Origin of the sequence: Bacillus sp. PS217, assembly GCF_037963535.1 — a bacterium.
Taxonomy (GTDB): Bacteria; Bacillota; Bacilli; order Bacillales; family Bacillaceae; genus Bacillus; species Bacillus subtilis.
The window spans coordinates 2,243,640-2,267,538 of sequence record NZ_CP150157.1 but is presented as its reverse complement, the minus strand read 5'-3'; the positions used below and the strand labels follow the sequence as shown (position 1 = coordinate 2,267,538).

Below are 23,899 nucleotides of genomic sequence, written 5' to 3'. Positions count from 1 at the left end.
TAATAGATTGAGGATGAGAAATTTTCTAAAGATGTCATATTCAAATAGGACAACGTCATACACATATAGTGTCCTGTGTTTGATTGAAAGAGCTTAATAAAATTGAAAAGGATAGGAAGTCCGGGAGGGGATCACTTGGAAAAGGTCGATATTTTCAAGGATATCGCTGAACGAACAGGAGGCGATATATACTTAGGAGTCGTAGGTGCTGTCCGTACAGGAAAATCCACGTTCATTAAAAAATTTATGGAGCTTGTGGTGCTCCCGAATATCAGTAACGAAGCAGACCGGGCCCGAGCGCAGGATGAACTGCCGCAGAGCGCAGCCGGCAAAACCATTATGACTACAGAGCCTAAATTTGTTCCGAATCAGGCGATGTCTGTTCATGTGTCAGACGGACTCGATGTGAATATAAGATTAGTAGATTGTGTAGGTTACACAGTGCCCGGCGCTAAAGGATATGAAGATGAAAACGGGCCGCGGATGATCAATACGCCTTGGTACGAAGAACCGATCCCATTTCATGAGGCTGCTGAAATCGGCACACGAAAAGTCATTCAAGAACACTCGACCATCGGAGTTGTCATTACGACAGACGGCACCATTGGAGATATCGCCAGAAGTGACTATATAGAGGCTGAAGAAAGAGTCATTGAAGAGCTGAAAGAGGTTGGCAAACCTTTTATTATGGTCATCAACTCAGTCAGGCCGTATCACCCGGAAACGGAAGCCATGCGCCAGGATTTAAGCGAAAAATATGATATCCCGGTATTGGCAATGAGTGTAGAGAGCATGCGGGAATCAGATGTGCTGAGTGTGCTCAGAGAGGCCCTCTACGAGTTTCCGGTGCTAGAAGTGAATGTCAATCTCCCAAGCTGGGTAATGGTGCTGAAAGAAAACCATTGGCTGCGTGAAAGCTATCAGGAGTCCGTGAAGGAAACGGTTAAGGATATTAAACGGCTCCGGGACGTAGACAGGGTTGTCGGCCAATTCAGCGAGTTTGAATTCATTGAAAGTGCCGGATTAGCCGGAATTGAGCTGGGCCAAGGGGTGGCAGAAATTGATTTGTACGCGCCTGATCATCTATATGATCAAATCCTAAAAGAAGTTGTGGGCGTCGAAATCAGAGGAAGAGACCATCTGCTTGAGCTCATGCAAGACTTCGCCCATGCGAAAACAGAATATGATCAAGTGTCTGATGCCTTAAAAATGGTCAAACAGACGGGATACGGCATTGCAGCGCCTGCTTTAGCTGATATGAGTCTCGATGAGCCGGAAATTATAAGGCAGGGCTCGCGATTCGGTGTGAGGCTGAAAGCTGTCGCTCCGTCGATCCATATGATCAAAGTCGATGTCGAAAGCGAATTCGCCCCGATTATCGGAACGGAAAAACAAAGTGAAGAGCTTGTACGCTATTTAATGCAGGACTTTGAGGATGATCCGCTCTCCATCTGGAATTCCGATATCTTCGGAAGGTCGCTGAGCTCAATTGTGAGAGAAGGGATTCAGGCAAAGCTGTCATTGATGCCTGAAAACGCACGGTATAAATTAAAAGAAACATTAGAAAGAATTATAAACGAAGGCTCTGGCGGCTTAATCGCCATCATCCTGTAATACCGGTAGACCTCTTTATAGAATGGGAGGTCTTTTTTCTTTGCTCTTAATAATGGAAAAGGATCAAGGAATAGGATGAAAAAAGGAAAAAAAGGAATATTTGTTCGGTAAATCACCTTAAATCCTTGACGAGCAAGGGATTGACGCTTTAAAATGCTTGATATGGCTTTTTATATGTGTTACTCTACATACAGAAATTCTTCACTTTGTTGGACAAACATTCCTCAGAGTGCAGTTTTTCTTAAAAAGCCGTTTAATTGTCTTTCTCTTACTTGCTCTCATTTTTTTCTGAGACAGGTTTAGAATCAGACTGAACTGTGAAGAAATGATAATAAACGAACTGAATGTATCCTTTTGGGAGGAGGTGAAAGGCATGAACAAAACAGAACTTATCAATGCGGTTGCAGAAGCAAGCGAATTGTCTAAAAAAGACGCTACAAAAGCAGTTGACTCTGTTTTTGATACGATCTTAGATGCACTTAAAAACGGTGATAAAATCCAACTGATCGGTTTTGGTAACTTCGAGGTGCGTGAACGTTCTGCACGTAAAGGACGCAACCCTCAAACAGGTGAAGAAATCGAAATTCCAGCAAGCAAAGTACCTGCTTTCAAACCAGGTAAAGCGCTTAAAGACGCAGTTGCCGGAAAATAATTGTGAATATAGATCGTGTATGCATCTAGCTTACATACACTTTATTTCTTCACAGAAAAGCCCCTTTCTAAGGGGCTTTTCATATTTCAAGAGCATGGGCTTCCTGACAGGGCATTCACTTTGCTTTTAGCGGGGCATATGTGCTAGAATCGAAATTAAATGTATTCATTGGTGGAGGACATAGAACATGAAAGAAGTTAATAAAGAGCAAATCGAACAAGCTGTTCGTCAAATTTTAGAAGCGATCGGAGAAGACCCGAATAGAGAAGGGCTTCTTGATACTCCGAAAAGAGTCGCAAAGATGTATGCCGAAGTATTCTCCGGCTTGAATGAAGATCCAAAAGAACATTTCCAGACTATCTTCGGTGAAAACCATGAGGAGCTTGTTCTTGTAAAAGATATCGCGTTTCATTCTATGTGTGAGCATCACCTTGTTCCCTTTTATGGAAAAGCACATGTTGCATATATCCCGCGAGGCGGAAAGGTCACAGGACTCAGCAAACTGGCCCGTGCCGTTGAAGCCGTTGCAAAGCGCCCGCAGCTTCAGGAACGCATCACTTCTACAATTGCAGAAAGCATCGTAGAAACGCTTGATCCGCATGGCGTAATGGTAGTGGTTGAAGCGGAACACATGTGCATGACGATGCGCGGTGTAAGAAAACCGGGTGCGAAAACTGTGACTTCAGCAGTCAGAGGCGTTTTTAAAGATGATGCCGCTGCCCGTGCAGAAGTATTGGAACATATTAAACGCCAGGACTAATAAAGATAGAGGGTGCTATAAATGAACCAAAAGCATTCAAGTGATTTTGTCGTCATTAAAGCCGTTGAGGACGGAGTGAATGTGATCGGCCTGACAAGAGGAACAGACACAAAGTTTCACCATTCCGAAAAACTCGACAAGGGAGAAGTGATCATCGCTCAGTTTACAGAGCATACTTCTGCCATTAAAGTCAGAGGAGAGGCACTGATTCAAACCGCGTACGGAGAAATGAAAAGCGAAAAAAAATAAGCTGGCTGTCCCCGCTGTTAAAAGCAAATGCTCGCAAACAGCGGGAGGATACAGCCAATTTCTTTTTTTTATGCTATAATGATACCTGCGTAAGCGAATGAAAAGATAAAACTCATACATAGATTAAGAAATAAATGTGAATTTGGGGACAAGGGTGATATTTTTGCAAGACATCTACGGAACTTTAGCCAATCTGAACACGAAATTAAAACAAAAGCTGTCTCATCCTTATTTAGCGAAGCATATTTCCGCGCCGAAAATTGATGAGGATAAGCTTCTTCTTTTTCATGCTTTATTTGAAGAAGCTGACATAAAAAACAACGACAGAGAAAATTATATTGTAACAGCGATGCTTGTACAAAGCGCCCTTGATACCCATGATGAAGTGACGACAGCTAGAGTCATAAAACGAGACGAAAACAAAAACCGCCAATTGACTGTTCTCGCGGGCGATTATTTCAGCGGGCTGTACTACTCTTTACTATCTGAAATGAAGGATATCTACATGATTCGGACGCTTGCTACAGCCATTAAAGAAATCAACGAACATAAAATTCGTCTGTATGACCGTTCTTTCAAGGACGAAAACGATTTTTTCGAAAGTGTCGGCATCGTTGAATCAGCTTTATTCCATCGTGTGGCGGAACACTTCAACCTTCCGCGCTGGAAAAAGCTGTCGAGTGATTTTTTTGTATTTAAGCGGCTTATGAACGGGAATGATGCATTTCTGGATGTGATCGGCAGTTTTATACAGCTGGGAAAAACAAAAGAAGAGATATTAGAAGATTGTTTTAAAAAAGCGAAAAACAGCATTGAGTCACTTCTGCCTCTAAATTCACCTATTCAGAACATTTTAATAAACCGTCTGAAGACAATCAGCCAAGATCAAACCTATCATCAGAAAGTGGAAGAAGGGTAAACCATTATGCAGGACTCAAAAGAACAGCGCGTACACGGAGTATTTGAAAAAATATATAAAAATTATGACCAAATGAACTCTGTCATCAGTTTTCAGCAGCATAAAAAATGGCGCGACAAAACGATGCGCATCATGAATGTAAAAGAAGGCGCAACAGCACTTGATGTCTGCTGCGGAACGGCTGACTGGACGATCGCTCTTGCAAAAGCGGCCGGCAAAAGCGGCGAGATCAAGGGCTTGGATTTCAGTGAAAATATGCTGAGTGTCGGCGAGCAGAAAGTAAAAGACGGCGGATTCAGCCAAATTGAACTGCTGCACGGAAATGCGATGGAGCTTCCTTTTGATGATGATACATTTGATTATGTCACCATTGGCTTCGGGCTCCGCAATGTCCCTGATTACTTGACTGTACTGAAAGAGATGAGACGTGTAGTGAAGCCGGGCGGGCAGGTGGTATGTCTGGAAACGTCCCAGCCGGAAATGTTCGGATTCAGACAGGCTTACTTTATGTACTTTAAGTATATTATGCCGTTTTTCGGGAAACTGTTTGCGAAGAGCTATAAAGAATATTCTTGGCTTCAAGAATCAGCCAGAGATTTCCCTGGAATGAAGGAACTGGCAGGCCTGTTTGAAGAGGCGGGCCTGAAAAATGTTAAATATCATTCGTTTACTGGCGGAGTCGCTGCCACGCATATCGGATGGAAATGAAAACACAGATGTTTGGGTGAATGATATGAAATTTAAAATGGCCTACTCTTTTTTAAATGACGATATTGATGTAATCGAAAGAGAACTTGAACAAACCGTACGTTCCGATTACCCGCTTTTAAGCGAGGCAGGTCTTCACCTGCTGCAGGCCGGAGGGAAACGTATTCGGCCTGTTTTCGTGCTGCTTTCTGGCATGTTTGGCGATTACGATATTAATAAGATTAAATATGTCGCCGTCACTCTGGAAATGATTCACATGGCATCTTTGGTTCATGATGATGTCATTGATGATGCGGAGCTTCGCCGAGGAAAACCGACAATCAAAGCAAAGTGGGACAATCGTATTGCGATGTACACAGGCGATTATATGCTTGCGGGATCTCTTGAAATGATGACGAGAATTAACGAACCGAAAGCCCATAGGATTTTGTCACAGACGATCGTTGAAGTTTGTCTAGGGGAAATTGAGCAGATCAAAGACAAATACAACATGGAACAAAATCTCAGAACGTATCTCCGCCGTATCAAAAGAAAAACGGCTCTCTTGATCGCGGTCAGCTGCCAGCTTGGTGCTATTGCGTCTGGAGCTGATGAGAAGATTCATAAGGCATTGTACTGGTTTGGGTATTACGTCGGCATGTCTTATCAGATTATTGATGATATTCTTGATTTTACTTCAACTGAAGAAGAACTGGGTAAACCCGTTGGAGGAGATTTGCTTCAAGGAAACGTCACATTGCCAGTGCTGTATGCCCTGAAAAATCCTGCATTAAAAAACCAGCTTAAATTGATTAACAGTGAGACAACGCAGGAACAGCTTGAACCAATCATTGAAGAAATCAAAAAAACAGATGCAATTGAAGCATCTATGGCAGTAAGCGAAATGTATCTGCAGAAAGCTTTTCAGAAATTAAACACGCTTCCTCGAGGGCGCGCACGCTCGTCTCTTGCAGCCATCGCAAAATATATCGGTAAAAGAAAATTTTAATTTTTGTAGATATTAAGAAATTTCTCCGCCCCGGATTGATTAATTATCAGAAAGATGTTACGATTTCGGTGTGCAGTGTGAAAGCCTATACATACATAATGATGGGGTGGAGAATATGATGGAAAAGACTTTTATCATGGTGAAACCAGACGGTGTCCAACGTCAGCTCATTGGGGACATTTTATCTAGATTCGAACGTAAGGGCTTACAATTAGCTGGCGCCAAGTTAATGAGAGTGACTGAACAAATGGCTGAGAAACACTACGCCGAACATCAAGGAAAGCCTTTCTTCGGAGAGCTCGTTGAGTTTATTACTTCAGGACCTGTATTCGCAATGGTGTGGGAAGGCGAAAATGTCATTGAAGTGACGAGACAGCTGATCGGGAAAACAAACCCTAAAGAAGCTTTACCTGGTACGATTCGTGGGGATTATGGCATGTTTGTCGGAAAAAACATCATCCACGGCTCTGATTCTCTCGAAAGTGCAGAACGCGAGATTAACATTTTCTTTAAGAATGAAGAATTAGTATCATATCAGCAGCTTATGGCAGGCTGGATCTATTAATCATTGTGAAAATAAGTAACAGAGCCGGCATCATATAACGCCGCCGGTTTTTGATCTGTTTTGTAAAGGTTTACATTAAAGTGAATAAAGGGTTGAATGGTAGTGTGCATCAGACCTCTGCCTTTCCCAACGATCTAAAATCAGCTGAAAAGCTGATTTTTTTATTGAAACAATACAATTTCCTGATAAAACAAGCTATACTAGGACAAAAAGACAGCGAGACTGGGAGAGTAGAGATGGATACATACAGCGTATTTACAACGAAATGGAAACAATTAACCGGAGTCGATTTAACACTATATAAAGAAGCACAAATGAAGAGAAGGCTAACGTCACTTTATGAGAAAAAGGGGTTCCAAAGCTTTAAGGACTTTGCTGCGGCATTGGAAAAGGATCAAGCTCTCTTAAATGAAACATTGGACAGAATGACGATCAATGTTTCAGAATTTTATCGTAATTATAAAAGATGGGAAGTTCTTGAGACTGCAATTCTGCCGTTAATCAAGACCTCTAGACCTTTAAAGATTTGGAGTGCCGCCTGCTCAACGGGGGAGGAGCCATACACGCTTGCCATGCTTTTGGACCAGCAAAAAGGTCTTCCGGGCTATCAGATTTTGGCGACGGATATTGATGAAAAAGCATTGGAAAAAGCGAAAAAAGGTGTTTATCAGGAGCGGTCTTTACAGGAAGTGCCGCTATCTGTGAAAGATCGTTATTTTACGCAAAACGCAAATAGAAGTTATGAAGTGAAACCGGAAATCAAAAAGAATATTACATTCAAAAAGCACAATTTGCTGGCGGATCGTTATGAACAAGACTTTGACTTAATCGTGTGCCGCAATGTATTTATTTATTTTACAGAAAGCGCGAAGGAAGAGCTGTATTTAAAAATGGCACATAGCTTGAAGAAGAATGGAGTTCTTTTTGTCGGCAGCACCGAGCAAATCTTCAATCCCGAGAAATTTGGCCTAGTCCCAGCCGATACATTCTTTTATCAAAAAAGATAGACTGACTTTTTGCTGAAAAATATGTTATAGTAGTCTTACTTAAAAGCGTTAATGCGATGAAGGGAGAAGAAGTCATGAGATATTTAACAGCCGGAGAATCACACGGCCCCCAACTGACAACCATTATTGAGGGTGTACCTGCCGGGCTTTACATAACGGAGGAAGATATCAATTTTGAGCTTGCCAGACGCCAAAAAGGACACGGCCGCGGCCGCCGCATGCAGATCGAAAAAGACCAGGCCAAAATTATGAGCGGGGTGCGCCATGCACGTACACTCGGTTCACCAATTGCTCTCGTAGTTGAAAATAACGATTGGAAGCATTGGACAAAAATCATGGGCGCCGCTCCAATTACAGAAGATGAAGAAAAGGAAATGAAGCGCCAGATTTCCAGACCTAGACCTGGGCACGCTGACTTAAACGGTGCAATTAAATATAATCATCGTGATATGAGAAATGTGCTTGAGCGTTCTTCAGCAAGGGAAACAACTGTCAGAGTGGCGGCAGGGGCTGTAGCTAAAAAGATTCTTTCTGAGCTTGGCATTAAGGTGGCGGGCCACGTGTTGCAAATTGGCGCTGTTAAAGCTGAAAAAACAGAATATACGTCAATTGAAGACCTGCAGCGCGTAACGGAAGAGTCTCCTGTCAGATGCTACGATGAAGAGGCAGGCAAAAAAATGATGGCTGCCATTGATGAAGCAAAGGCAAACGGAGATTCCATCGGCGGAATAGTAGAAGTCATTGTCGAGGGAATGCCGGTAGGCGTGGGCAGCTATGTCCATTATGACCGCAAGCTGGATAGCAAGCTTGCTGCCGCTGTACTGTCAATTAATGCATTTAAAGGTGTGGAATTCGGGATCGGATTTGAGGCGGCAGGCCGAAATGGAAGCGAAGTCCATGACGAGATCATTTGGGACGAGGAAAAAGGATACACTCGTGCTACTAACAGACTTGGCGGACTGGAAGGCGGCATGACGACAGGGATGCCGATTGTTGTCCGCGGAGTCATGAAGCCGATTCCGACTTTGTATAAACCGCTGAAAAGTGTCGATATTGAAACGAAAGAACCGTTTTCTGCCAGCATTGAACGTTCAGACAGCTGTGCTGTTCCTGCGGCAAGTGTAGTCGCTGAAGCGGCTGTCGCTTGGGAAATTGCGAACGCAGTCGTTGAACAATTCGGATTAGATCAAATTGACCGCATTAGAGAAAATGTGGAGAATATGAGAAAACTGTCGAGGGAATTTTAATGAAGACACTGCATGTTCAAACTGCTTCCTCGTCATATCCTGTTTTTATCGGACAAGGTATCAGAAAAAAGGCTTGCGAACTATTAACCTCTTTAAACAGGCCTTTAACAAGGATTATGCTTGTTACGGATGAAGAAGTGGACCGCCTGTATGGTGATGAAATGCTCCATTTGCTGCAAGAAAAATGGCCTGTGAAAAAAGTGACGGTACCGAGTGGAGAGCAGGCAAAATCCATGGACATGTACACAAAATTGCAGAGTGAAGCGATTCGATTTCATATGGATCGCTCCTCATGCATCATCGCTTTTGGAGGCGGTGTTGTAGGAGATCTTGCCGGTTTTGTGGCTGCCACTTTTATGCGCGGCATTGATTTCATCCAAATGCCTACGACGCTCTTGGCGCATGACAGCGCAGTCGGAGGAAAAGTAGCCGTGAACCATCCGCTTGGAAAAAATCTAATCGGTGCGTTTTATCAGCCGAAAGCCGTGCTCTATGATACAGATTTCCTGCGTTCCCTGCCTGAAAAAGAGCTTAGGTCCGGAATGGCAGAAGTGATTAAACACGCTTTTATCTATGACAGAGCGTTTCTGGAGGAGCTGCTGAATATCCACTCACTGCGTGATATCACTAATGATCAGATGAATGACATGATTTTTAAAGGTATTTCAATTAAAGCGTCTGTCGTTCAGCAGGATGAAAAAGAAGAGGGGATAAGAGCTTACTTAAACTTCGGGCACACGCTCGGTCATGCCGTTGAGGCGGAATATGGATACGGGCAGATCACTCACGGTGATGCCGTAGCCCTCGGAATGCAGTTTGCTTTATATATAAGCGAAAAGACTGTAGGCTGTGAAATGGACAGAAAACGTTTGGTCAGCTGGCTAAAAAGCCTGGGTTATCCAAGTCAAATCAGAAAAGAGACGGAAACTTCGGTTCTCTTGGACCGTATGATGAATGATAAGAAAACCCGTGGCGGGAAGATTCAGTTTATTGTGCTCAACGAATTAGGAAAAGTTGCTGATCATACATTTTCCAGAAATGAACTTGAGAGCTGGCTGAACAAATGGCGATTGGAGGAGACATCATGATGATTCGCGGAATTCGCGGAGCAACTACAGTTGAACGGGATACTGAAGAAGAAATTTTACAAAAAACAAAACAGCTGTTAGAGAAAATCATAGAAGAAAATCATACAAAACCGGAAGATGTTGTTCAAATGCTTCTGTCGGCTACACCTGATTTGCACGCTGTTTTCCCGGCAAAAGCTGTTCGCGAGCTTTCAGGATGGCAGTATGTACCGGTAACATGTATGCAGGAAATGGACGTAACAGGCGGTCTGAAAAAGTGCATAAGAGTCATGATGACGGTCCAGACAGATGTCCCTCAGGATCAGATCAGACATGTATATTTAGAAAAAGCCGTCGTATTAAGGCCCGATTTATCATTGACAAAAAATACTGAATTGTAATACGATAAGAACAGCTTAGAAATACACAAGAGTGTGTATAAAGCAATTAGAATGAGTTGAGTTAGAGAATAGGGTAGCAGAGAATGAGTTTAGTTGAGCTGAGACATTATGTTTATTCTACCCAAAAGAAGTCTTTCTTTTGGGTTTATTTGTTATATAGTATTTTATCCTCTCATGCCATCTTCTCATTCTCCTTGCCATAAGGAGTGAGAGCAATGAATTTCCAATCAAACATTTCCGCATTTTTAGAGGACAGCTTGTCCCACCACACGATACCGATTGTGGAGACCTTCACAGTCGATACACTGACACCCATTCAAATGATAGAGAAGCTTGACAGGGAGATTACGTATCTTCTTGAAAGCAAGGACGATACATCCACTTGGTCCAGATATTCATTTATCGGCCTGAATCCATTTCTTACAATTAAAGAAGAGCAGGGCCGTTTTTCGGCCGCTGATCAGGACAGCAAATCTCTTTACACAGGAAATGAACTAAAAGAAGTGCTGAACTGGATGAATACCACATACAAAATCAAAACACCTCAGCTTGGCATTCCTTTTGTCGGCGGAGCTGTCGGGTACTTAAGCTATGATATGATCCCGCTGATTGAGCCTTCTGTTCCTTCGCATACAAAAGAAACAGACATGGAAAAGTGCATGCTGTTTGTTTGCCGGACATTAATTGCGTATGATCATGAAACCAAAAACGTCCACTTTATCCAATATGCAAGGCTTAATGGAGAGGAAACAGAAAACGAAAAAATGGATGTATTCCATCAAAATCATCTGGAGCTCCAAAATCTCATCGAAAAAATGATGGACCAAAAAAACATAAAAGAGCTGTTTCTCTCTGCTGATTCATACAAGACACCCAGCTTTGAGACGGTATATTCTAATTATGAAAAATCGGCTTTTATGGCTGATGTAGAAAAAATCAAAAGCTATATAAAAGCAGGCGATATCTTCCAGGGTGTTTTATCACAAAAATTTGAGGTGCCGATAAAAGCAGATGCTTTTGAGTTATACCGAGTGCTTAGGATCGTCAATCCTTCGCCGTATATGTATTATATGAAACTGCTAGACAGAGAAATAGTCGGCAGCTCTCCGGAACGGTTAATACACGTTCAAGACGGGCACTTAGAAATCCATCCGATTGCCGGTACGAGAAAACGCGGTGCAGACAAAGCTGAAGATGAGAGACTGAAGGTTGAACTCATGAAGGATGAAAAAGAAAAAGCGGAGCATTACATGCTCGTTGATCTTGCCCGAAACGATATCGGCAGAGTAGCAGAGTATGGTTCTGTTTCTGTGCCGGAGTTCACAAAAATTGTTTCCTTTTCACATGTCATGCACATTATCTCGGTGGTTACAGGCCGATTGAAAAAAGGGGTTCATCCTGTCGATGCACTGATGTCTGCTTTCCCGGCGGGGACTTTAACAGGCGCACCCAAAATCCGTGCCATGCAGCTTTTGCAAGAGCTCGAGCCAACACCGAGAGAGACATACGGAGGATGTATTGCCTACATTGGGTTTGACGGGAATATCGACTCTTGTATTACGATTCGCACGATGAGTGTAAAGAACGGCGTTGCATCGATACAGGCAGGTGCTGGCATTGTTGCTGATTCTGTTCCGGAAGCCGAATACGAAGAAAGCTGTAATAAAGCCGGTGCGTTGCTGAAAACGATTCATATTGCAGAAGACATGTTTCATAGCAAGGAGGATAAAGCTGATGAACAGATTTCTACAATTGTGCGTTGATGGAAAAACCCTTACTGCCGGTGAGGCTGAAACGCTGATGAATATGATGATGGCAGCGGAAATGACTCCTTCTGAAATGGGTGGTATATTGTCTATTCTTGCTCATCGGGGGGAGACGCCAGAAGAGCTTGCGGGTTTTGTGAAGGCCATGCGGGCACACGCTCTTACAGTCGATGGACTTCCTGATATTGTTGATACATGCGGAACAGGGGGAGACGGTATTTCCACTTTTAATATCTCAACGGCCTCGGCAATTGTTGCCTCGGCAGCTGGCGCGAAAATCGCTAAGCATGGCAATCGCTCTGTCTCTTCTAAAAGCGGAAGCGCTGATGTTTTAGAGGAGCTAGAGGTTTCTATTCAAACGACTCCCGAAAAGGTCAAAAGCAGCATTGAAACAAACAACATGGGATTTCTTTTTGCGCCGCTTTACCATTCGTCTATGAAACATGTAGCAGGTACTAGAAAAGAGCTAGGTTTCAGAACGGTATTTAATCTGCTTGGGCCGCTCAGCAATCCTTTACAGGCGAAGCGTCAGGTGATTGGGGTCTATTCTGTTGAAAAAGCTGGACTGATGGCAAGCGCACTGGAGACGTTTCAGCCGAAGCACGTCATGTTTGTATCAAGCCGTGACGGTTTAGATGAGCTTTCAATTACAGCACCGACCGACGTGATTGAATTAAAGGACGGAGAGCGCCGGGAATATACCGTTTCACCCGAAGATTTCGGTTTCACAAATGGCAGACTTGAAGATTTACAGGTGCAGTCACCGAAAGAGAGCGCCTATCTCATTCAGAATATTTTTGAAAATAAAAGCAGCAGTTCCGCTTTATCTATTACGGCTTTTAATGCGGGAGCTGCGATTTACACGGCGGGAATTACCGCCTCACTGAAGGAAGGAACGGAGCTGGCGTTAGAGACGATTACAAGCGGAGGCGCTGCCGCGCAGCTTGAACGACTAAAGCAGAAAGAGGAAGAGATCTATGCTTGAAAAAATCATCAAACAAAAGAAAGAAGAAGTGAAAACACTGGTTCTGCCGGTAGAGCAGCCTTTCAAGAAACGTTCATTTAAGGAGGCGCTGGCAAGCCCGAATCGGTTTATCGGGTTGATTGCCGAAGTGAAGAAAGCATCGCCGTCAAAAGGGCTTATTAAAGAGAATTTTGTGCCTGTGCAGATTGCAAAAGACTATGAGGCTGCGAAGGCAGATGCGATTTCCGTTTTAACAGACACCCCGTTTTTTCAAGGGGAAAACAGCTATTTATCAGACGTAAAGCGTGCTGTTTCGATTCCTGTACTTAGAAAAGATTTTATTATTGATTCTCTTCAAGTAGAGGAATCAAGAAGAATCGGAGCGGATGCCATATTGTTAATCGGCGAGGTGCTTGATCCCTTACACCTTCATGAATTATATCTTGAAGCAGGTGAAAAGGGGATGGACGTGTTAGTGGAGGTTCATGATGCATCAACGCTAGAACAAATATTGAAAGTGTTCACACCCGACATTCTCGGCGTAAATAATCGAAACCTAAAAACGTTTGAAACATCTGTAAAGCAGACAGAACAAATCGCATCTCTCGTTCCGAAAGAATCCTTGCTTGTCAGCGAAAGCGGAATCGGTTCTTTAGAACATTTAACATTTGTCAATGAACATGGGGCGCGAGCTGTACTTATCGGTGAATCATTGATGAGACAAACTTCTCAGCGTAAAGAAATCCATGCTTTGTTTGGGGAGTGAGGTTGTGAAGAAACCGGCATTAAAATATTGCGGTATTCGGTCACTAAAGGATTTGCAGCTTGCGGCGGAATCACAGGCTGATTACCTAGGATTTATTTTTGCTGAAAGCAAACGAAAAGTATCTCCGCAAGATGTGAAAAAATGGCTGAACCAAGCTCGTGTCGAAAAACAGGTTGCAGGTGTTTTTGTTAATGAATCAATAGAGACGATGTCACGTATTGCCAAGAGCTTGAAGCTCGACGTCATTCAGCTTCACGGTGATGAAAAACCGGCGGATGCTGCTGCTCTTCGCAAGCTGACAGGCTGTGAAATATGGAAGGCGCTTCACCATCAAGGTAACACAACTCAAGAAATAGCCCGCTTTAAAGATAATGTTGACGGCTTTGTGATTGATTCATCTGTAAAAGGGTCTAGAGGCGGAAATGGTGTTGCATTTTCTTGGGAATGTGTGCCGGAATATCAGCAGGCGGCTATTGGTAAACGCTGCTTTATCGCTGGCGGCGTGAATCCGGATAGCATCACCAGCCTATTGAAATGGCAGCCAGAAGGAATTGACCTTGCCAGCGGAATTGAAAAAAACGGACAAAAAGATCAGAATCTGATGAGTCTTTTAGAAGAAAGGATGAACCGATATGTATCCATATCCGAATGAAATAGGCAGATACGGTGATTTTGGCGGAAAGTTTGTTCCGGAAACACTCATGCAGCCGTTAGATGAAATAGAAACAGCATTTAAACAAATCAAGGATGATCCCGCTTTTCGTGAAGAGTATTATAAGCTGTTAAAGGACTATTCCGGACGGCCGACTGCATTAACATACGCTGATCGAGTCACTGAATACTTAGGCGGCGCGAAAATCTATTTGAAACGAGAAGATTTAAACCATACAGGTTCTCATAAAATCAATAATGCGCTAGGTCAAGCGCTGCTTGCTAAAAAAATGGGCAAAACGAAAATCATTGCTGAAACCGGTGCCGGCCAGCATGGCGTTGCCGCTGCAACAGTTGCAGCCAAATTCGGCTTTTCCTGTACTGTGTTTATGGGTGAAGAGGATGTTGCCCGCCAGTCTCTGAACGTTTTCCGCATGAAGCTTCTTGGAGCGGAGGTAGTGCCTGTAACAAGCGGAAACGGAACATTGAAGGATGCCACAAATGAGGCGATCCGGTACTGGGTTCAGCATTGTGAGGATCACTTTTATATGATTGGATCAGTTGTCGGCCCGCATCCTTATCCGCAAGTGGTCCGTGAATTTCAAAAAATGATCGGAGAGGAAGCGAAGGATCAGTTGAAACGTATTGAAGGCACTCTGCCTGATAAAGTAGTGGCATGTGTAGGCGGAGGAAGCAATGCGATGGGTATGTTTCAGGCATTTTTAAATGAAGATGTTGAACTGATCGGCGCTGAAGCAGCAGGAAAAGGAATTGATACGCCTCTTCATGCCGCCACTATTTCGAAAGGAACCGTAGGGGTTATTCACGGTTCATTGACTTATCTCATTCAGGATGAATTCGGGCAAATTATTGAGCCCTACTCTATTTCAGCCGGTCTCGACTATCCTGGAATCGGTCCGGAGCACGCATACTTGCATAAGAGCGGCCGTGTCACTTATGACAGTATCACTGATGAAGAAGCGGTGGATGCATTAAAGCTTTTGTCAGAAAAAGAGGGGATTTTGCCGGCAATCGAATCTGCCCATGCGTTAGCGAAAGCATTCAAACTCGCCAAAGGAATGGATCGCGGTCAACTCATTCTCGTCTGTTTATCAGGCCGGGGAGACAAGGATGTCAACACATTAATGAAGGTATTGGAAGAAGAGGTGAAAGCCCATGTTTAAATTGGATCTTCAACCATCAGAAAAATTGTTTATCCCGTTTATTACGGCGGGCGATCCAGTTCCTGAGGTTTCGATTGAACTGGCGAAGTCACTCCAAAAAGCAGGCGCCACTGCATTGGAGCTTGGTGTTGCATACTCTGACCCGCTTGCAGACGGTCCGGTGATCCAGAGGGCTTCAAAGCGGGCACTTGATCAAGGAATGAATATCGTAAAGGCAATCGAATTAGGCGGAGAAATGAAAAAAAACGGAGTGAATATTCCGATTATCCTCTTTACGTATTATAATCCTGTGTTACAATTGAACAAAGAATACTTTTTCGCTTTACTGCGGGAAAATCATATTGACGGTCTGCTTGTTCCGGATCTGCCACTAGAAGAAAGCAACAGCCTTCAAGAGGAATGTAAAAGCCATGAGGTGACGTATATTTCTTTGGTTGCGCCGACAAGCGAAAGCCGTTTGAAAACCATTATTGAACAAGCCGAGGGCTTCGTCTACTGTGTGTCTTCTCTGGGTGTGACCGGTGTCCGCAATGAGTTCAATTCATCCGTGTACCCGTTCATTCGGACAGTGAAGAATCTCAGCACTGTTCCGGTCGCTGTAGGGTTCGGTATATCAAACCGTGAACAGGTCATAAAGATGAATGAAATTAGTGACGGTGTCGTAGTGGGAAGTGCGCTCGTCAGAAAAATAGAAGAATTAAAGGACCGGCTCATCAGCGCTGAAACGAGAAATCAGGCGCTGCAGGAGTTTGAGGATTATGCAATGGCGTTTAGCGGCTTGTACAGTTTAAAATGAGGTGACTGATTTGCGTATCAAAGAACATTTAAAACAGCTGAAGCCTTATCAGCCTGGAAAGCCGATTGAAGCAGTGAAATCAGAATATGGCTTGGATAAAGTTGTGAAGCTTGCTTCAAACGAGAATCCTTACGGCTGTTCAGAGGCTGCAAAAGAGGCGCTTCATCATGAGATTCAACAGCTAGCCCTTTACCCGGACGGGTATAGCGCCGCTTTGCGGACAAGGCTCAGTAAGCACCTCAATGTCAGCGAAACATCACTTATTTTCGGCAACGGTTCTGATGAAATCATTCAGATCATCTGCCGGGCATTTCTAAACAATAAAACCAATACGATCACTGCTGCCCCGACTTTTCCGCAATATAAACATAATGCGGTTATTGAAGGTGCTGAAGTGCGTGAAATTGCACTTCGTCCCGACGGCTCACATGATTTAGACGCCATGTTAGAAGCCATCGACGAACAGACACAAGTCGTTTGGATATGCAGCCCGAATAATCCGACTGGCACTTATACATCTGAAGGAGAATTACTCGCATTTCTGGAGCGCGTTCCTTCACGTGTCCTTGTTGTTCTTGACGAAGCATATTATGAATATGTAACAGCAGAGGATTACCCGGAAACCGTGCCGCTCTTAAGCAAGTATTCCAATTTGATGATTTTGCGCACATTTTCAAAGGCATACGGTCTGGCAGCGCTCAGAGTCGGATACGGAATTGCTGACGAGAGCCTGATTCGCCAGATTGAGCCGGCGAGAGAGCCGTTTAATACGAGCCGTCTGGGCCAGGCTGCGGCGATTGCAGCACTTGATGATCAAGCGTTTATTGCTTCCTGTGTCGAGCAAAATAATGCAGGCCTTCAGCAGTATTATGATTTTGCGAAAACTCATGGTTTAAAGTGTTACCCTTCACAGACAAATTTTGTGTTAATTGACTTTAAACGTCCTGCTGATGAACTGTTTCAGGCTCTGCTGGAAAAAGGCTATATCGTCCGGTCAGGAAACGCATTAGGTTTCCCGACATCACTCCGGATTACGATCGGAACAAAAGAGCAAAATGAAGAAATACTTGCCATTTTAGCTGAAATTTTATAAGAGGTGATCAAATATCACCTCTTTAGTCTATAAACCAGGTGATGACGTATGAATCAAATGAAAGATACAATATTGCTCGCCGGTCTCGGATTGATAGGCGGTTCGATTGCCCTAGCCATCAAAAAAAATCATCCCGGCAAATGGATTATCGGAATCGACATCTCTGATGAACAGGCGGTAGCGGCATTAAAATTAGGTGTGATAGACGATCGTGCTGATTCGTTTATTAGCGGTGCGAAAGAGGCAGCTACAGTAATCATTGCGACACCTGTCGAACAAACACTGGTTATGCTTGAAGAGCTGGCTCATTCAGGAATTGAACATGAGCTTTTGATTACGGATGTAGGAAGCACAAAGCAAAAAGTGGTTGATTACGCTGATCAAGTGCTGCCTAGCCGCTATCAATTTGTCGGAGGGCATCCGATGGCGGGTTCACATAAATCAGGAGTGGCCGCTGCGAAGGAGTTCCTGTTTGAAAATGCATTTTATATTTTAACGCCAGGCCAGAAAACGGACAAACAAGCTGTGGAACAGTTAAAAAACCTGCTGAAGGGGACGAATGCCCATTTTGTGGAAATGTCGCCAGAGGAGCATGATGGTGTTACAAGTGTAATCAGTCATTTTCCGCATATTGTAGCAGCTAGTCTTGTTCACCAAACCCATCATTCGGAAAACCTGTATCCGCTTGTTAAACGTTTTGCTGCCGGCGGATTCAGAGATATTACAAGGATTGCATCAAGCAGCCCGGCAATGTGGCGGGATATTTTATTACATAATAAAGATAAAATCTTAGACCGTTTTGATGAGTGGATTCGTGAAATTGACAAGATCCGTACATATGTAGAACAAGAAGATGCGGAAAATCTATTTCGTTATTTTAAAACCGCCAAGGATTATCGTGACGGGCTGCCGCTTCGGCAGAAGGGAGCGATACCTGCATTTTATGATTTATATGTGGATGTACCCGATCATCCGGGTGTAATATCCGAGATAACAGCGATCTTAGCTGCGGAGCGCATCAGTATCACGAATATCCGCATTATCGAAACACGAGAGGATATTAACGGGATTTTAAGGATCAGTTTTCAGTCTGATGACGACCGCAAAAGGGCAGAACAATGCATTGAAGCCCGGGCGGAATATGAAACTTTTTATGCTGATTGAGGTGGAAAAAATGAAACGAGAAAAGGTGCAGACCTTACATGGAGAAATACATATTCCCGGTGATAAATCCATTTCTCACCGCTCTGTTATGTTTGGCGCGCTAGCGGCAGGCACAACAACAGTTAAAAACTTTCTGCCGGGAGCAGATTGTCTGAGTACGATCGATTGCTTTAGAAAAATGGGTGTTCACATTGAGCAAAGCGGCAGCGATGTCGTGATTCACGGAAAAGGAATCGATGCCCTGAAAGAGCCAGAAAGCCTTTTAGATGTCGGAAATTCAGGTACAACGATTCGCCTGATGCTCGGAATATTGGCGGGCCGTCCTTTTTACAGCGCGGTAGCCGGAGATGAGAGCATTGCGAAGCGCCCAATGAAGCGTGTGACTGAGCCTTTGAAAAAAATGGGGGCTAAAATCGACGGCAGAGCCGGCGGAGAGTTTACACCGCTGTCAGTGAGCGGCGCTTCATTAAAAGGAATTGATTATGTATCACCTGTTGCAAGCGCGCAAATTAAATCTGCTGTTTTGCTGGCCGGATTACAGGCTGAGGGCACAACAACTGTCACAGAGCCCCATAAATCTCGGGACCATACTGAGCGGATGCTTTCTGCTTTTGGCGTTAAGCTTTCTGAAGATCAAACGAGTGTTTCCATTGCTGGTGGCCAGAAACTGACAGCTGCTGATATTTTTGTTCCTGGAGACATTTCTTCAGCCGCGTTTTTCCTTGCTGCTGGCGCGATGGTTCCAAACAGCAGAATTGTATTGAAAAACGTAGGTTTAAATCCGACTCGGACAGGTATTATTGATGTCCTTCAAAACATGGGGGCAAAACTTGAAATCAAACCATCTGCTGATAGCGGTGCAGAGCCTTATGGAGATTTGATTATAGAAACGTCATCTCTAAAGGCAGTTGAAATCGGAGGAGATATCATTCCGCGTTTAATTGATGAGATCCCTATCATCGCGCTTCTTGCGACTCAGGCGGAAGGAACCACCGTTATCAAGGACGCGGCAGAGCTAAAAGTGAAAGAAACAAACCGTATTGATACTGTTGTTTCTGAGCTTCGCAAGCTGGGTGCTGAAATTGAACCGACAGCAGATGGAATGAAGGTTTATGGCAAACAAACGTTGAAAGGCGGCGCTGCAGTGTCCAGCCACGGAGATCATCGAATCGGAATGATGCTTGGTATTGCTTCCTGTATAACGGAGGAGCCGATTGAAATCGAGCACACGGATGCCATTCACGTTTCTTATCCAACCTTCTTCGAGCATTTAAATAAGCTTTCGAAAAAATCCTGAAGTTTTACTTCAGGATTTTTTATGCAGATCATAATTTGAGGCAAAAAAACATAGCTTGTCTTATAGAGGGGATAGAAAAACGAAAAGGGGGGATGTGCTTTACTTACAAGCCGGCAGGTCAAAGAGCTGCTTTACTGTACAGAGGGCGATCTTCCTTTTTTCATTTTCTATCTCAAGATCTTTTGGTAAACTAATAAGACTCAATAATTCCCTTCCGTACAGAAGCATCTTATTTGCCGGAGGCATTCGTCTGAATTATGATAAGATTAACCCGAACAAATAAAGCTTTTTTGTATGGTTGATGTTGTATAGGAAAAGAAAGGACCGGTCCGATTTGAATACATTGATTCAAGAAGCCATAAAATTAGTTGAAGCAGGTGAAACAGAAAAAGGCCTCAACACACTCTCGAAGGCTGAAAAACAGCTGCATGATGAAGATAAAGCCATTGCAGCCCAGCTTTATTACGAGTGGGGCGATGTAGAAAAAGCAATTTCACTGATTAGTGATCTACATGATTTATATCCAAATGAAACAGAACTGACGAATTTCTACGCTGAACTTTTAATAGATATTGACGAAGAAGAAAAAGCCCTCGCTGTGCTGGAGACTATTCCGGAAACAGATCCATCATATCCGGAAAGTTTGCTGCTTATGGCGGATCTTTATCAGATGCAGGGGTTATTCGAAGTCAGTGAACAAAAGCTTTTACAGGCAAAGTCCATTCTGGACAATGAACCTGTTATTGATTTTGCACTGGGAGAACTTTACTTTGCTCAGGGAGCCTATGCAAAAGCGGTTCAATATTTTAAAACAACGGCTGAGGAGCAGAGTGAGATCGGAGGCGTTAATGTCCATCAAAGACTGGCAGAATCGTTAAGTGCCTCAGGTGAATTTGAGGATGCCATTCCATGGTATGAGAAAGCTGTTGATGAGAATCCTGATCCTAATACGATTTTCGGCTATGGTTTTACAGCCTTACAGGCGGGGCTTGTGAAAACAGCTATTAAGCAGCTGTCTGATTTAAAGGAGCTTGATCCATCTTATACTTCACTTTATATGCCGCTCTCGAAAAGCTATGAAGCTGAAGGAATGTATGAAGAGGCATTAAAAACGGCAAAAGAGGGGATCAGATATGATGAATATAACAAAGAACTTTTCCTTTATGCCGCCAAAATGGCCTTAAAAATCGGGAAGTCAGAAGAGGGGAAAAAGCTGCTTCAGGAGGCGCTTGCGCTTGATCCGGGCTTTGTCGAGGCGCTTCATACACTTCTTGCCGTGTATCACAAAGAAGAGGATTATGATCAGATCATTGATCTTATTCAAGAGGTTCGAAGCTACGGTGAAGAAGATCCGAAATACAATTGGTATCTTGCAAGCGCATATACTGAATTAGAGCAATACGAGGAAGCAAAACAATCCTTTGAGGCTGCCTATCTTCATTACCGGGAGGATAGAGATTTCTTATATGAATACGCAAGCTTCCTATTAGAAGAAGGTCTTCAAAAAGAAGCGCTGCCGCTTTTGAAAAAGGTTCTTGAAATGGACGGAGCCAATGAAGAGCTGGAAGAAACGATTTTGCGAATCGAGGATGAATTTTCTAGATAAGCAGGAATATTAACCATTCATGTGGAACATATAAGTATATAGATTATACGAACGATAGAGGAGGGAATTACATGCAGACCCCTGTTTCTGTCAATGAGAAAAAAGATTTTATCCGTTGGTTTTTAAACCATTATCAGTTAAAGCGCCGAGAGTGCGTTTGGATCTTGAACTACTTAATGAGCCATGATTCTCTCATGGAGAAGGTTCATTTTGTGGAGCAGGCTGAATTTTGCCCGAGAGGCATTATAATGTCAACACATTGTGTTGAAGAAGTTCCGTTCCGGTTCTATAAAGAGAATGTCATGACTACCGACGCGGAAAAATCTTTTCATGATATTAGATTAAATAAACAGCAGGATTTGTTTATCCAGCTTAATTTCCGTTCGGCTTACAGCTCACCTGAATATGCGGCGGTGCTGGAGTCCAACCCGCATATTCCGAAAGATCTTTTTGAGAATAAAAAAGATCAGGGATTGGCGGAACAGATTTTAGAGCACGCTATTTCCACATTCCAAAGAGAAAAATTATTAAAAGACATTGACGACGCGTTAGATCGTCATGATAAAGAGGCATTTGAACAATTATCGCGCCAATTAAATCAGCTCACATAATATGACCAGCCTTGCAGTGAATTGCAAGGCTTGTTGCCGTAAAGGGGGAGAACGATGAGGTGGAGAATCACTGATGCCAAGGACTATTTACAAGCTAAGGATTACATTGATACCGCTGTCATACCATTAATTAACATAAGGGTTAATAACCATTTTAAAATGGCGGCGGAGAAAGGCGAGTTTACGCAGCTGATCTCAGAAGAACTTGAAAGGCAATTAAAGGGACGGGTATATTTACTTCCGCCTTATACATATGTTGATAGAAATGAAATAACCGTTCAAGGGCTTAAGGATTTGCGGGAAGAGCTGATAACGGAATTTCCGCATGTTGTCCTGCTCACATCTGACGAAAGTTGGAGAGCTGAGGAGGCGTTAGGCAAAATGATTGTTACACCGTCTGTTCCATTAGAGCATTTAAATGACTCTTTAAAAAGAAAAATATTGGATGAACGCACTGCTGAAATTTTGAACGTTTTGTTACAGTTATGGAGCACTTCATAAAAACACTTACATTTCCTTATAAACAATATTTTGGCTATATTGACCTTGCTGAGAGATTCATATATTATGAGGGTGTCTAGAGTTATTGCAATATTTTCTATTTTAGTCAGTTTGCAGGGGTGACCTAGAGGGGGGAGAAGAGATGGGCGGAAAACATGATATATCCAGACGTCAATTTTTGAATTACACGCTCACAGGCGTAGGTGGTTTTATGGCGGCTAGTATGCTCATGCCTATGGTTCGCTTCGCACTCGACCCGGTATTAAAATCGACGGGGAAGCAGGATATGGTTCAGGTTGTCAGCGTTGATGAGTTGACAAAAGAGCCGCAGCGCTTTGATTTTAAAATTAATCAAGTCGATGCCTGGTATGAGTCAGAAGAGTCAAGATCAGCCTGGGTCTTCAAAAACGGGGATGAAATTGTAGCACTTTCGCCAATTTGTAAACATTTAGGGTGTACGGTGAACTGGAATAGTGATCCTAAAAACCCGAATAAATTCTTTTGTCCATGCCATTACGGACTCTATGAAAAGGACGGCACCAATGTCCCTGGCACGCCGCCGCTTGCGCCTCTTGATCATTATGAGCAAGAAGTAAAAGACGGCTTCCTGTATCTTGGAAAAGCAAAGCCTAAGGGGGAAGGGTGACATGCTGAACAAAATTTATGACTGGGTAGACGAGCGGCTTGATATTACACCGATGTGGAGGGATATTGCCGATCACGAAGTACCGGAACATGTGAATCCCGCCCATCATTTCTCTGCGTTTGTGTATTGCTTTGGGGGACTGACGTTTTTTGTAACCGTTATCCAAGTATTATCTGGAATGTTTTTAACGATGTATTATGTGCCTGATATCAAAAATGCCTGGGAATCGGTATATTATTTGCAAAATGAAGTGGCATTCGGCCAGATTGTCAGGGGGATGCACCACTGGGGTGCGAGCCTGGTCATTGTGATGATGTTTTTACATACGCTGAGGGTCTTTTTCCAAGGCGCGTATAAAAAACCGCGCGAGCTGAACTGGATTGTCGGTGTGCTGATCTTTTTTGTTATGCTCGGTCTTGGCTTTACAGGCTACTTGCTTCCTTGGGATATGAAGGCTCTGTTTGCAACAAAAGTCGGGCTGCAGATCGCCGAAGCCACGCCTTTGATCGGAACGCAAGTTAAAACGCTCCTTGCAGGGCATCCGGATATTGTAGGCGCCCAAACGCTGACTAGGTTTTTTGCGATCCATGTATTTTTTCTTCCTGCCGCATTGTTCGGGCTGATGGCTGCACATTTTATTATGATCCGGAAGCAGGGGATTTCAGGACCGCTTTAAA

Annotated in this window: 26 protein-coding genes; all 26 read left to right on the top strand. The window is 43.5% G+C overall.

Features of this window, described 5'->3' with window-relative positions:
- Window positions 1-135 precede the first annotated feature (135 nt).
- The 26 genes from spoIVA (at window position 136) to qcrB (ending at window position 23,898) form a co-directional block, all read left to right on the top strand.
- The gene (gene spoIVA / locus NSQ83_RS11520; RefSeq protein ID WP_003230572.1) at window positions 136-1,614 is read left to right on the top strand and encodes a stage IV sporulation protein A; all 1,479 of its coding nucleotides are present in this window, start codon (window positions 136-138) and stop codon (window positions 1,612-1,614) included.
- A gap of 373 nt (window positions 1,615-1,987) precedes the next feature.
- Window positions 1,988-2,266: a non-specific DNA-binding protein Hbs gene (hbs, locus tag NSQ83_RS11515; protein WP_003153447.1), complete on the top strand. Its 279-nt coding sequence runs from the start codon at window positions 1,988-1,990 to the stop codon at window positions 2,264-2,266.
- Window positions 2,267-2,453: 187 nt separating this feature from the next.
- Complete coding sequence (folE, locus tag NSQ83_RS11510) at window positions 2,454-3,026, top strand: GTP cyclohydrolase I FolE (RefSeq protein ID WP_003225516.1); 573 nt, start codon at window positions 2,454-2,456, stop codon at window positions 3,024-3,026.
- Between the two features lie 21 nt (window positions 3,027-3,047).
- Window positions 3,048-3,275, top strand: a complete 228-nt coding sequence (gene mtrB / locus NSQ83_RS11505; protein WP_003230576.1) for a trp RNA-binding attenuation protein MtrB — start codon at window positions 3,048-3,050, stop codon at window positions 3,273-3,275.
- Window positions 3,276-3,438: 163 nt separating this feature from the next.
- Window positions 3,439-4,194, top strand: a complete 756-nt coding sequence (gene hepS, locus NSQ83_RS11500) for a heptaprenyl diphosphate synthase component 1 (protein ID WP_004398550.1) — start codon at window positions 3,439-3,441, stop codon at window positions 4,192-4,194.
- A gap of 6 nt (window positions 4,195-4,200) precedes the next feature.
- Window positions 4,201-4,902 carry a demethylmenaquinone methyltransferase gene (gene menG, locus NSQ83_RS11495; RefSeq protein ID WP_041053214.1) on the top strand — a complete coding sequence of 234 codons (702 nt, stop codon included), beginning with the start codon at window positions 4,201-4,203 and terminating at the stop codon, window positions 4,900-4,902.
- A 25-nt stretch (window positions 4,903-4,927) separates the two neighbouring features.
- Window positions 4,928-5,890, top strand: a complete 963-nt coding sequence (gene hepT / locus NSQ83_RS11490; protein WP_003246013.1) for a heptaprenyl diphosphate synthase component II — start codon at window positions 4,928-4,930, stop codon at window positions 5,888-5,890.
- Between the two features lie 115 nt (window positions 5,891-6,005).
- Window positions 6,006-6,455, top strand: a complete 450-nt coding sequence (ndk, locus tag NSQ83_RS11485) for a nucleoside-diphosphate kinase (RefSeq protein ID WP_010886554.1) — start codon at window positions 6,006-6,008, stop codon at window positions 6,453-6,455.
- A gap of 236 nt (window positions 6,456-6,691) precedes the next feature.
- Complete coding sequence (cheR, locus tag NSQ83_RS11480; RefSeq protein WP_014477188.1) at window positions 6,692-7,462, top strand: protein-glutamate O-methyltransferase CheR; 771 nt, start codon at window positions 6,692-6,694, stop codon at window positions 7,460-7,462.
- Between the two features lie 74 nt (window positions 7,463-7,536).
- Complete coding sequence (gene aroC / locus NSQ83_RS11475; protein WP_004398727.1) at window positions 7,537-8,709, top strand: chorismate synthase; 1,173 nt, start codon at window positions 7,537-7,539, stop codon at window positions 8,707-8,709.
- Window positions 8,709-9,797, top strand: a complete 1,089-nt coding sequence (aroB, locus tag NSQ83_RS11470) for a 3-dehydroquinate synthase (protein WP_198878665.1) — start codon at window positions 8,709-8,711, stop codon at window positions 9,795-9,797. The genes aroC and aroB overlap by 1 nt, the downstream gene beginning before the upstream one ends.
- Window positions 9,794-10,177 (top strand): chorismate mutase, encoded by a 384-nt coding sequence (gene aroH, locus NSQ83_RS11465; protein ID WP_004398675.1) that lies wholly within the window; start codon window positions 9,794-9,796, stop codon window positions 10,175-10,177. The genes aroB and aroH overlap by 4 nt, the downstream gene beginning before the upstream one ends.
- A 215-nt stretch (window positions 10,178-10,392) precedes the next feature.
- The gene (gene trpE / locus NSQ83_RS11460; RefSeq protein WP_046663474.1) at window positions 10,393-11,940 is read left to right on the top strand and encodes an anthranilate synthase component I; all 1,548 of its coding nucleotides are present in this window, start codon (window positions 10,393-10,395) and stop codon (window positions 11,938-11,940) included.
- Complete coding sequence (gene trpD, locus NSQ83_RS11455) at window positions 11,912-12,928, top strand: anthranilate phosphoribosyltransferase (protein ID WP_003245959.1); 1,017 nt, start codon at window positions 11,912-11,914, stop codon at window positions 12,926-12,928. The genes trpE and trpD overlap by 29 nt, the downstream gene beginning before the upstream one ends.
- Window positions 12,921-13,673, top strand: a complete 753-nt coding sequence (gene trpC, locus NSQ83_RS11450; protein WP_046663471.1) for an indole-3-glycerol phosphate synthase TrpC — start codon at window positions 12,921-12,923, stop codon at window positions 13,671-13,673. The genes trpD and trpC overlap by 8 nt, the downstream gene beginning before the upstream one ends.
- Before the next feature lie 4 nt (window positions 13,674-13,677).
- Window positions 13,678-14,325 (top strand): phosphoribosylanthranilate isomerase, encoded by a 648-nt coding sequence (locus NSQ83_RS11445; RefSeq protein WP_046663469.1) that lies wholly within the window; start codon window positions 13,678-13,680, stop codon window positions 14,323-14,325.
- A complete protein-coding gene (gene trpB / locus NSQ83_RS11440; RefSeq protein WP_015383968.1) occupies window positions 14,306-15,508 on the top strand; it encodes a tryptophan synthase subunit beta in 1,203 nt (400 codons plus the stop codon). The genes NSQ83_RS11445 and trpB overlap by 20 nt, the downstream gene beginning before the upstream one ends.
- Window positions 15,501-16,304 (top strand): tryptophan synthase subunit alpha, encoded by an 804-nt coding sequence (gene trpA / locus NSQ83_RS11435; RefSeq protein ID WP_003230608.1) that lies wholly within the window; start codon window positions 15,501-15,503, stop codon window positions 16,302-16,304. The genes trpB and trpA overlap by 8 nt, the downstream gene beginning before the upstream one ends.
- A 10-nt stretch (window positions 16,305-16,314) precedes the next feature.
- Window positions 16,315-17,397, top strand: a complete 1,083-nt coding sequence (gene hisC, locus NSQ83_RS11430) for a histidinol-phosphate transaminase (RefSeq protein ID WP_046663465.1) — start codon at window positions 16,315-16,317, stop codon at window positions 17,395-17,397.
- Window positions 17,398-17,445: 48 nt separating this feature from the next.
- Window positions 17,446-18,561 carry a prephenate dehydrogenase gene (locus NSQ83_RS11425; protein ID WP_046663463.1) on the top strand — a complete coding sequence of 372 codons (1,116 nt, stop codon included), beginning with the start codon at window positions 17,446-17,448 and terminating at the stop codon, window positions 18,559-18,561.
- Window positions 18,562-18,571: 10 nt separating this feature from the next.
- Window positions 18,572-19,858, top strand: coding sequence for a 3-phosphoshikimate 1-carboxyvinyltransferase (aroA, locus tag NSQ83_RS11420; protein WP_032722382.1), 1,287 nt, complete (start codon window positions 18,572-18,574; stop codon window positions 19,856-19,858).
- Between the two features lie 334 nt (window positions 19,859-20,192).
- Window positions 20,193-21,464, top strand: coding sequence for a tetratricopeptide repeat protein (locus NSQ83_RS11415; protein WP_021481536.1), 1,272 nt, complete (start codon window positions 20,193-20,195; stop codon window positions 21,462-21,464).
- A gap of 71 nt (window positions 21,465-21,535) precedes the next feature.
- Window positions 21,536-22,075: a ReoY family proteolytic degradation factor gene (locus NSQ83_RS11410; protein ID WP_003225551.1), complete on the top strand. Its 540-nt coding sequence runs from the start codon at window positions 21,536-21,538 to the stop codon at window positions 22,073-22,075.
- A gap of 54 nt (window positions 22,076-22,129) precedes the next feature.
- A complete protein-coding gene (locus NSQ83_RS11405; protein ID WP_128480807.1) occupies window positions 22,130-22,576 on the top strand; it encodes a YpiF family protein in 447 nt (148 codons plus the stop codon).
- A 142-nt stretch (window positions 22,577-22,718) separates the two neighbouring features.
- Window positions 22,719-23,222: a ubiquinol-cytochrome c reductase iron-sulfur subunit gene (locus NSQ83_RS11400; protein WP_003230627.1), complete on the top strand. Its 504-nt coding sequence runs from the start codon at window positions 22,719-22,721 to the stop codon at window positions 23,220-23,222.
- A 1-nt stretch (window position 23,223) separates the two neighbouring features.
- Window positions 23,224-23,898: a menaquinol-cytochrome c reductase cytochrome b subunit gene (qcrB, locus tag NSQ83_RS11395; RefSeq protein ID WP_003225560.1), complete on the top strand. Its 675-nt coding sequence runs from the start codon at window positions 23,224-23,226 to the stop codon at window positions 23,896-23,898.
- Window position 23,899: the final 1 nt, after the last annotated feature.

Excerpts from the sequence above, each read along its gene's own strand:
- hbs (WP_003153447.1), top strand. The coding sequence starts at position 1,988 with ATGAACAAAACAGAACTTATCAATGCGGTTGCAGAAGCAAGCGAATTG.
- folE (WP_003225516.1), top strand. The coding sequence starts at position 2,454 with ATGAAAGAAGTTAATAAAGAGCAAATCGAACAAGCTGTTCGTCAAATT.
- mtrB (WP_003230576.1), top strand. The coding sequence starts at position 3,048 with ATGAACCAAAAGCATTCAAGTGATTTTGTCGTCATTAAAGCCGTTGAG.
- menG (WP_041053214.1), top strand. The coding sequence starts at position 4,201 with ATGCAGGACTCAAAAGAACAGCGCGTACACGGAGTATTTGAAAAAATA.
- hepT (WP_003246013.1), top strand. The coding sequence starts at position 4,928 with ATGAAATTTAAAATGGCCTACTCTTTTTTAAATGACGATATTGATGTA.
- ndk (WP_010886554.1), top strand. The coding sequence starts at position 6,006 with ATGATGGAAAAGACTTTTATCATGGTGAAACCAGACGGTGTCCAACGT.
- cheR (WP_014477188.1), top strand. The coding sequence starts at position 6,692 with ATGGATACATACAGCGTATTTACAACGAAATGGAAACAATTAACCGGA.
- aroC (WP_004398727.1), top strand. The coding sequence starts at position 7,537 with ATGAGATATTTAACAGCCGGAGAATCACACGGCCCCCAACTGACAACC.
- aroB (WP_198878665.1), top strand. The coding sequence starts at position 8,709 with ATGAAGACACTGCATGTTCAAACTGCTTCCTCGTCATATCCTGTTTTT.
- aroH (WP_004398675.1), top strand. The coding sequence starts at position 9,794 with ATGATGATTCGCGGAATTCGCGGAGCAACTACAGTTGAACGGGATACT.
- trpE (WP_046663474.1), top strand. The coding sequence starts at position 10,393 with ATGAATTTCCAATCAAACATTTCCGCATTTTTAGAGGACAGCTTGTCC.
- trpD (WP_003245959.1), top strand. The coding sequence starts at position 11,912 with ATGAACAGATTTCTACAATTGTGCGTTGATGGAAAAACCCTTACTGCC.
- trpC (WP_046663471.1), top strand. The coding sequence starts at position 12,921 with ATGCTTGAAAAAATCATCAAACAAAAGAAAGAAGAAGTGAAAACACTG.
- trpB (WP_015383968.1), top strand. The coding sequence starts at position 14,306 with ATGTATCCATATCCGAATGAAATAGGCAGATACGGTGATTTTGGCGGA.
- trpA (WP_003230608.1), top strand. The coding sequence starts at position 15,501 with ATGTTTAAATTGGATCTTCAACCATCAGAAAAATTGTTTATCCCGTTT.
- NSQ83_RS11425 (WP_046663463.1), top strand. The coding sequence starts at position 17,446 with ATGAATCAAATGAAAGATACAATATTGCTCGCCGGTCTCGGATTGATA.
- aroA (WP_032722382.1), top strand. The coding sequence starts at position 18,572 with ATGAAACGAGAAAAGGTGCAGACCTTACATGGAGAAATACATATTCCC.
- NSQ83_RS11410 (WP_003225551.1), top strand. The coding sequence starts at position 21,536 with ATGCAGACCCCTGTTTCTGTCAATGAGAAAAAAGATTTTATCCGTTGG.
- NSQ83_RS11405 (WP_128480807.1), top strand. The coding sequence starts at position 22,130 with ATGAGGTGGAGAATCACTGATGCCAAGGACTATTTACAAGCTAAGGAT.
- NSQ83_RS11400 (WP_003230627.1), top strand. The coding sequence starts at position 22,719 with ATGGGCGGAAAACATGATATATCCAGACGTCAATTTTTGAATTACACG.
- qcrB (WP_003225560.1), top strand. The coding sequence starts at position 23,224 with ATGCTGAACAAAATTTATGACTGGGTAGACGAGCGGCTTGATATTACA.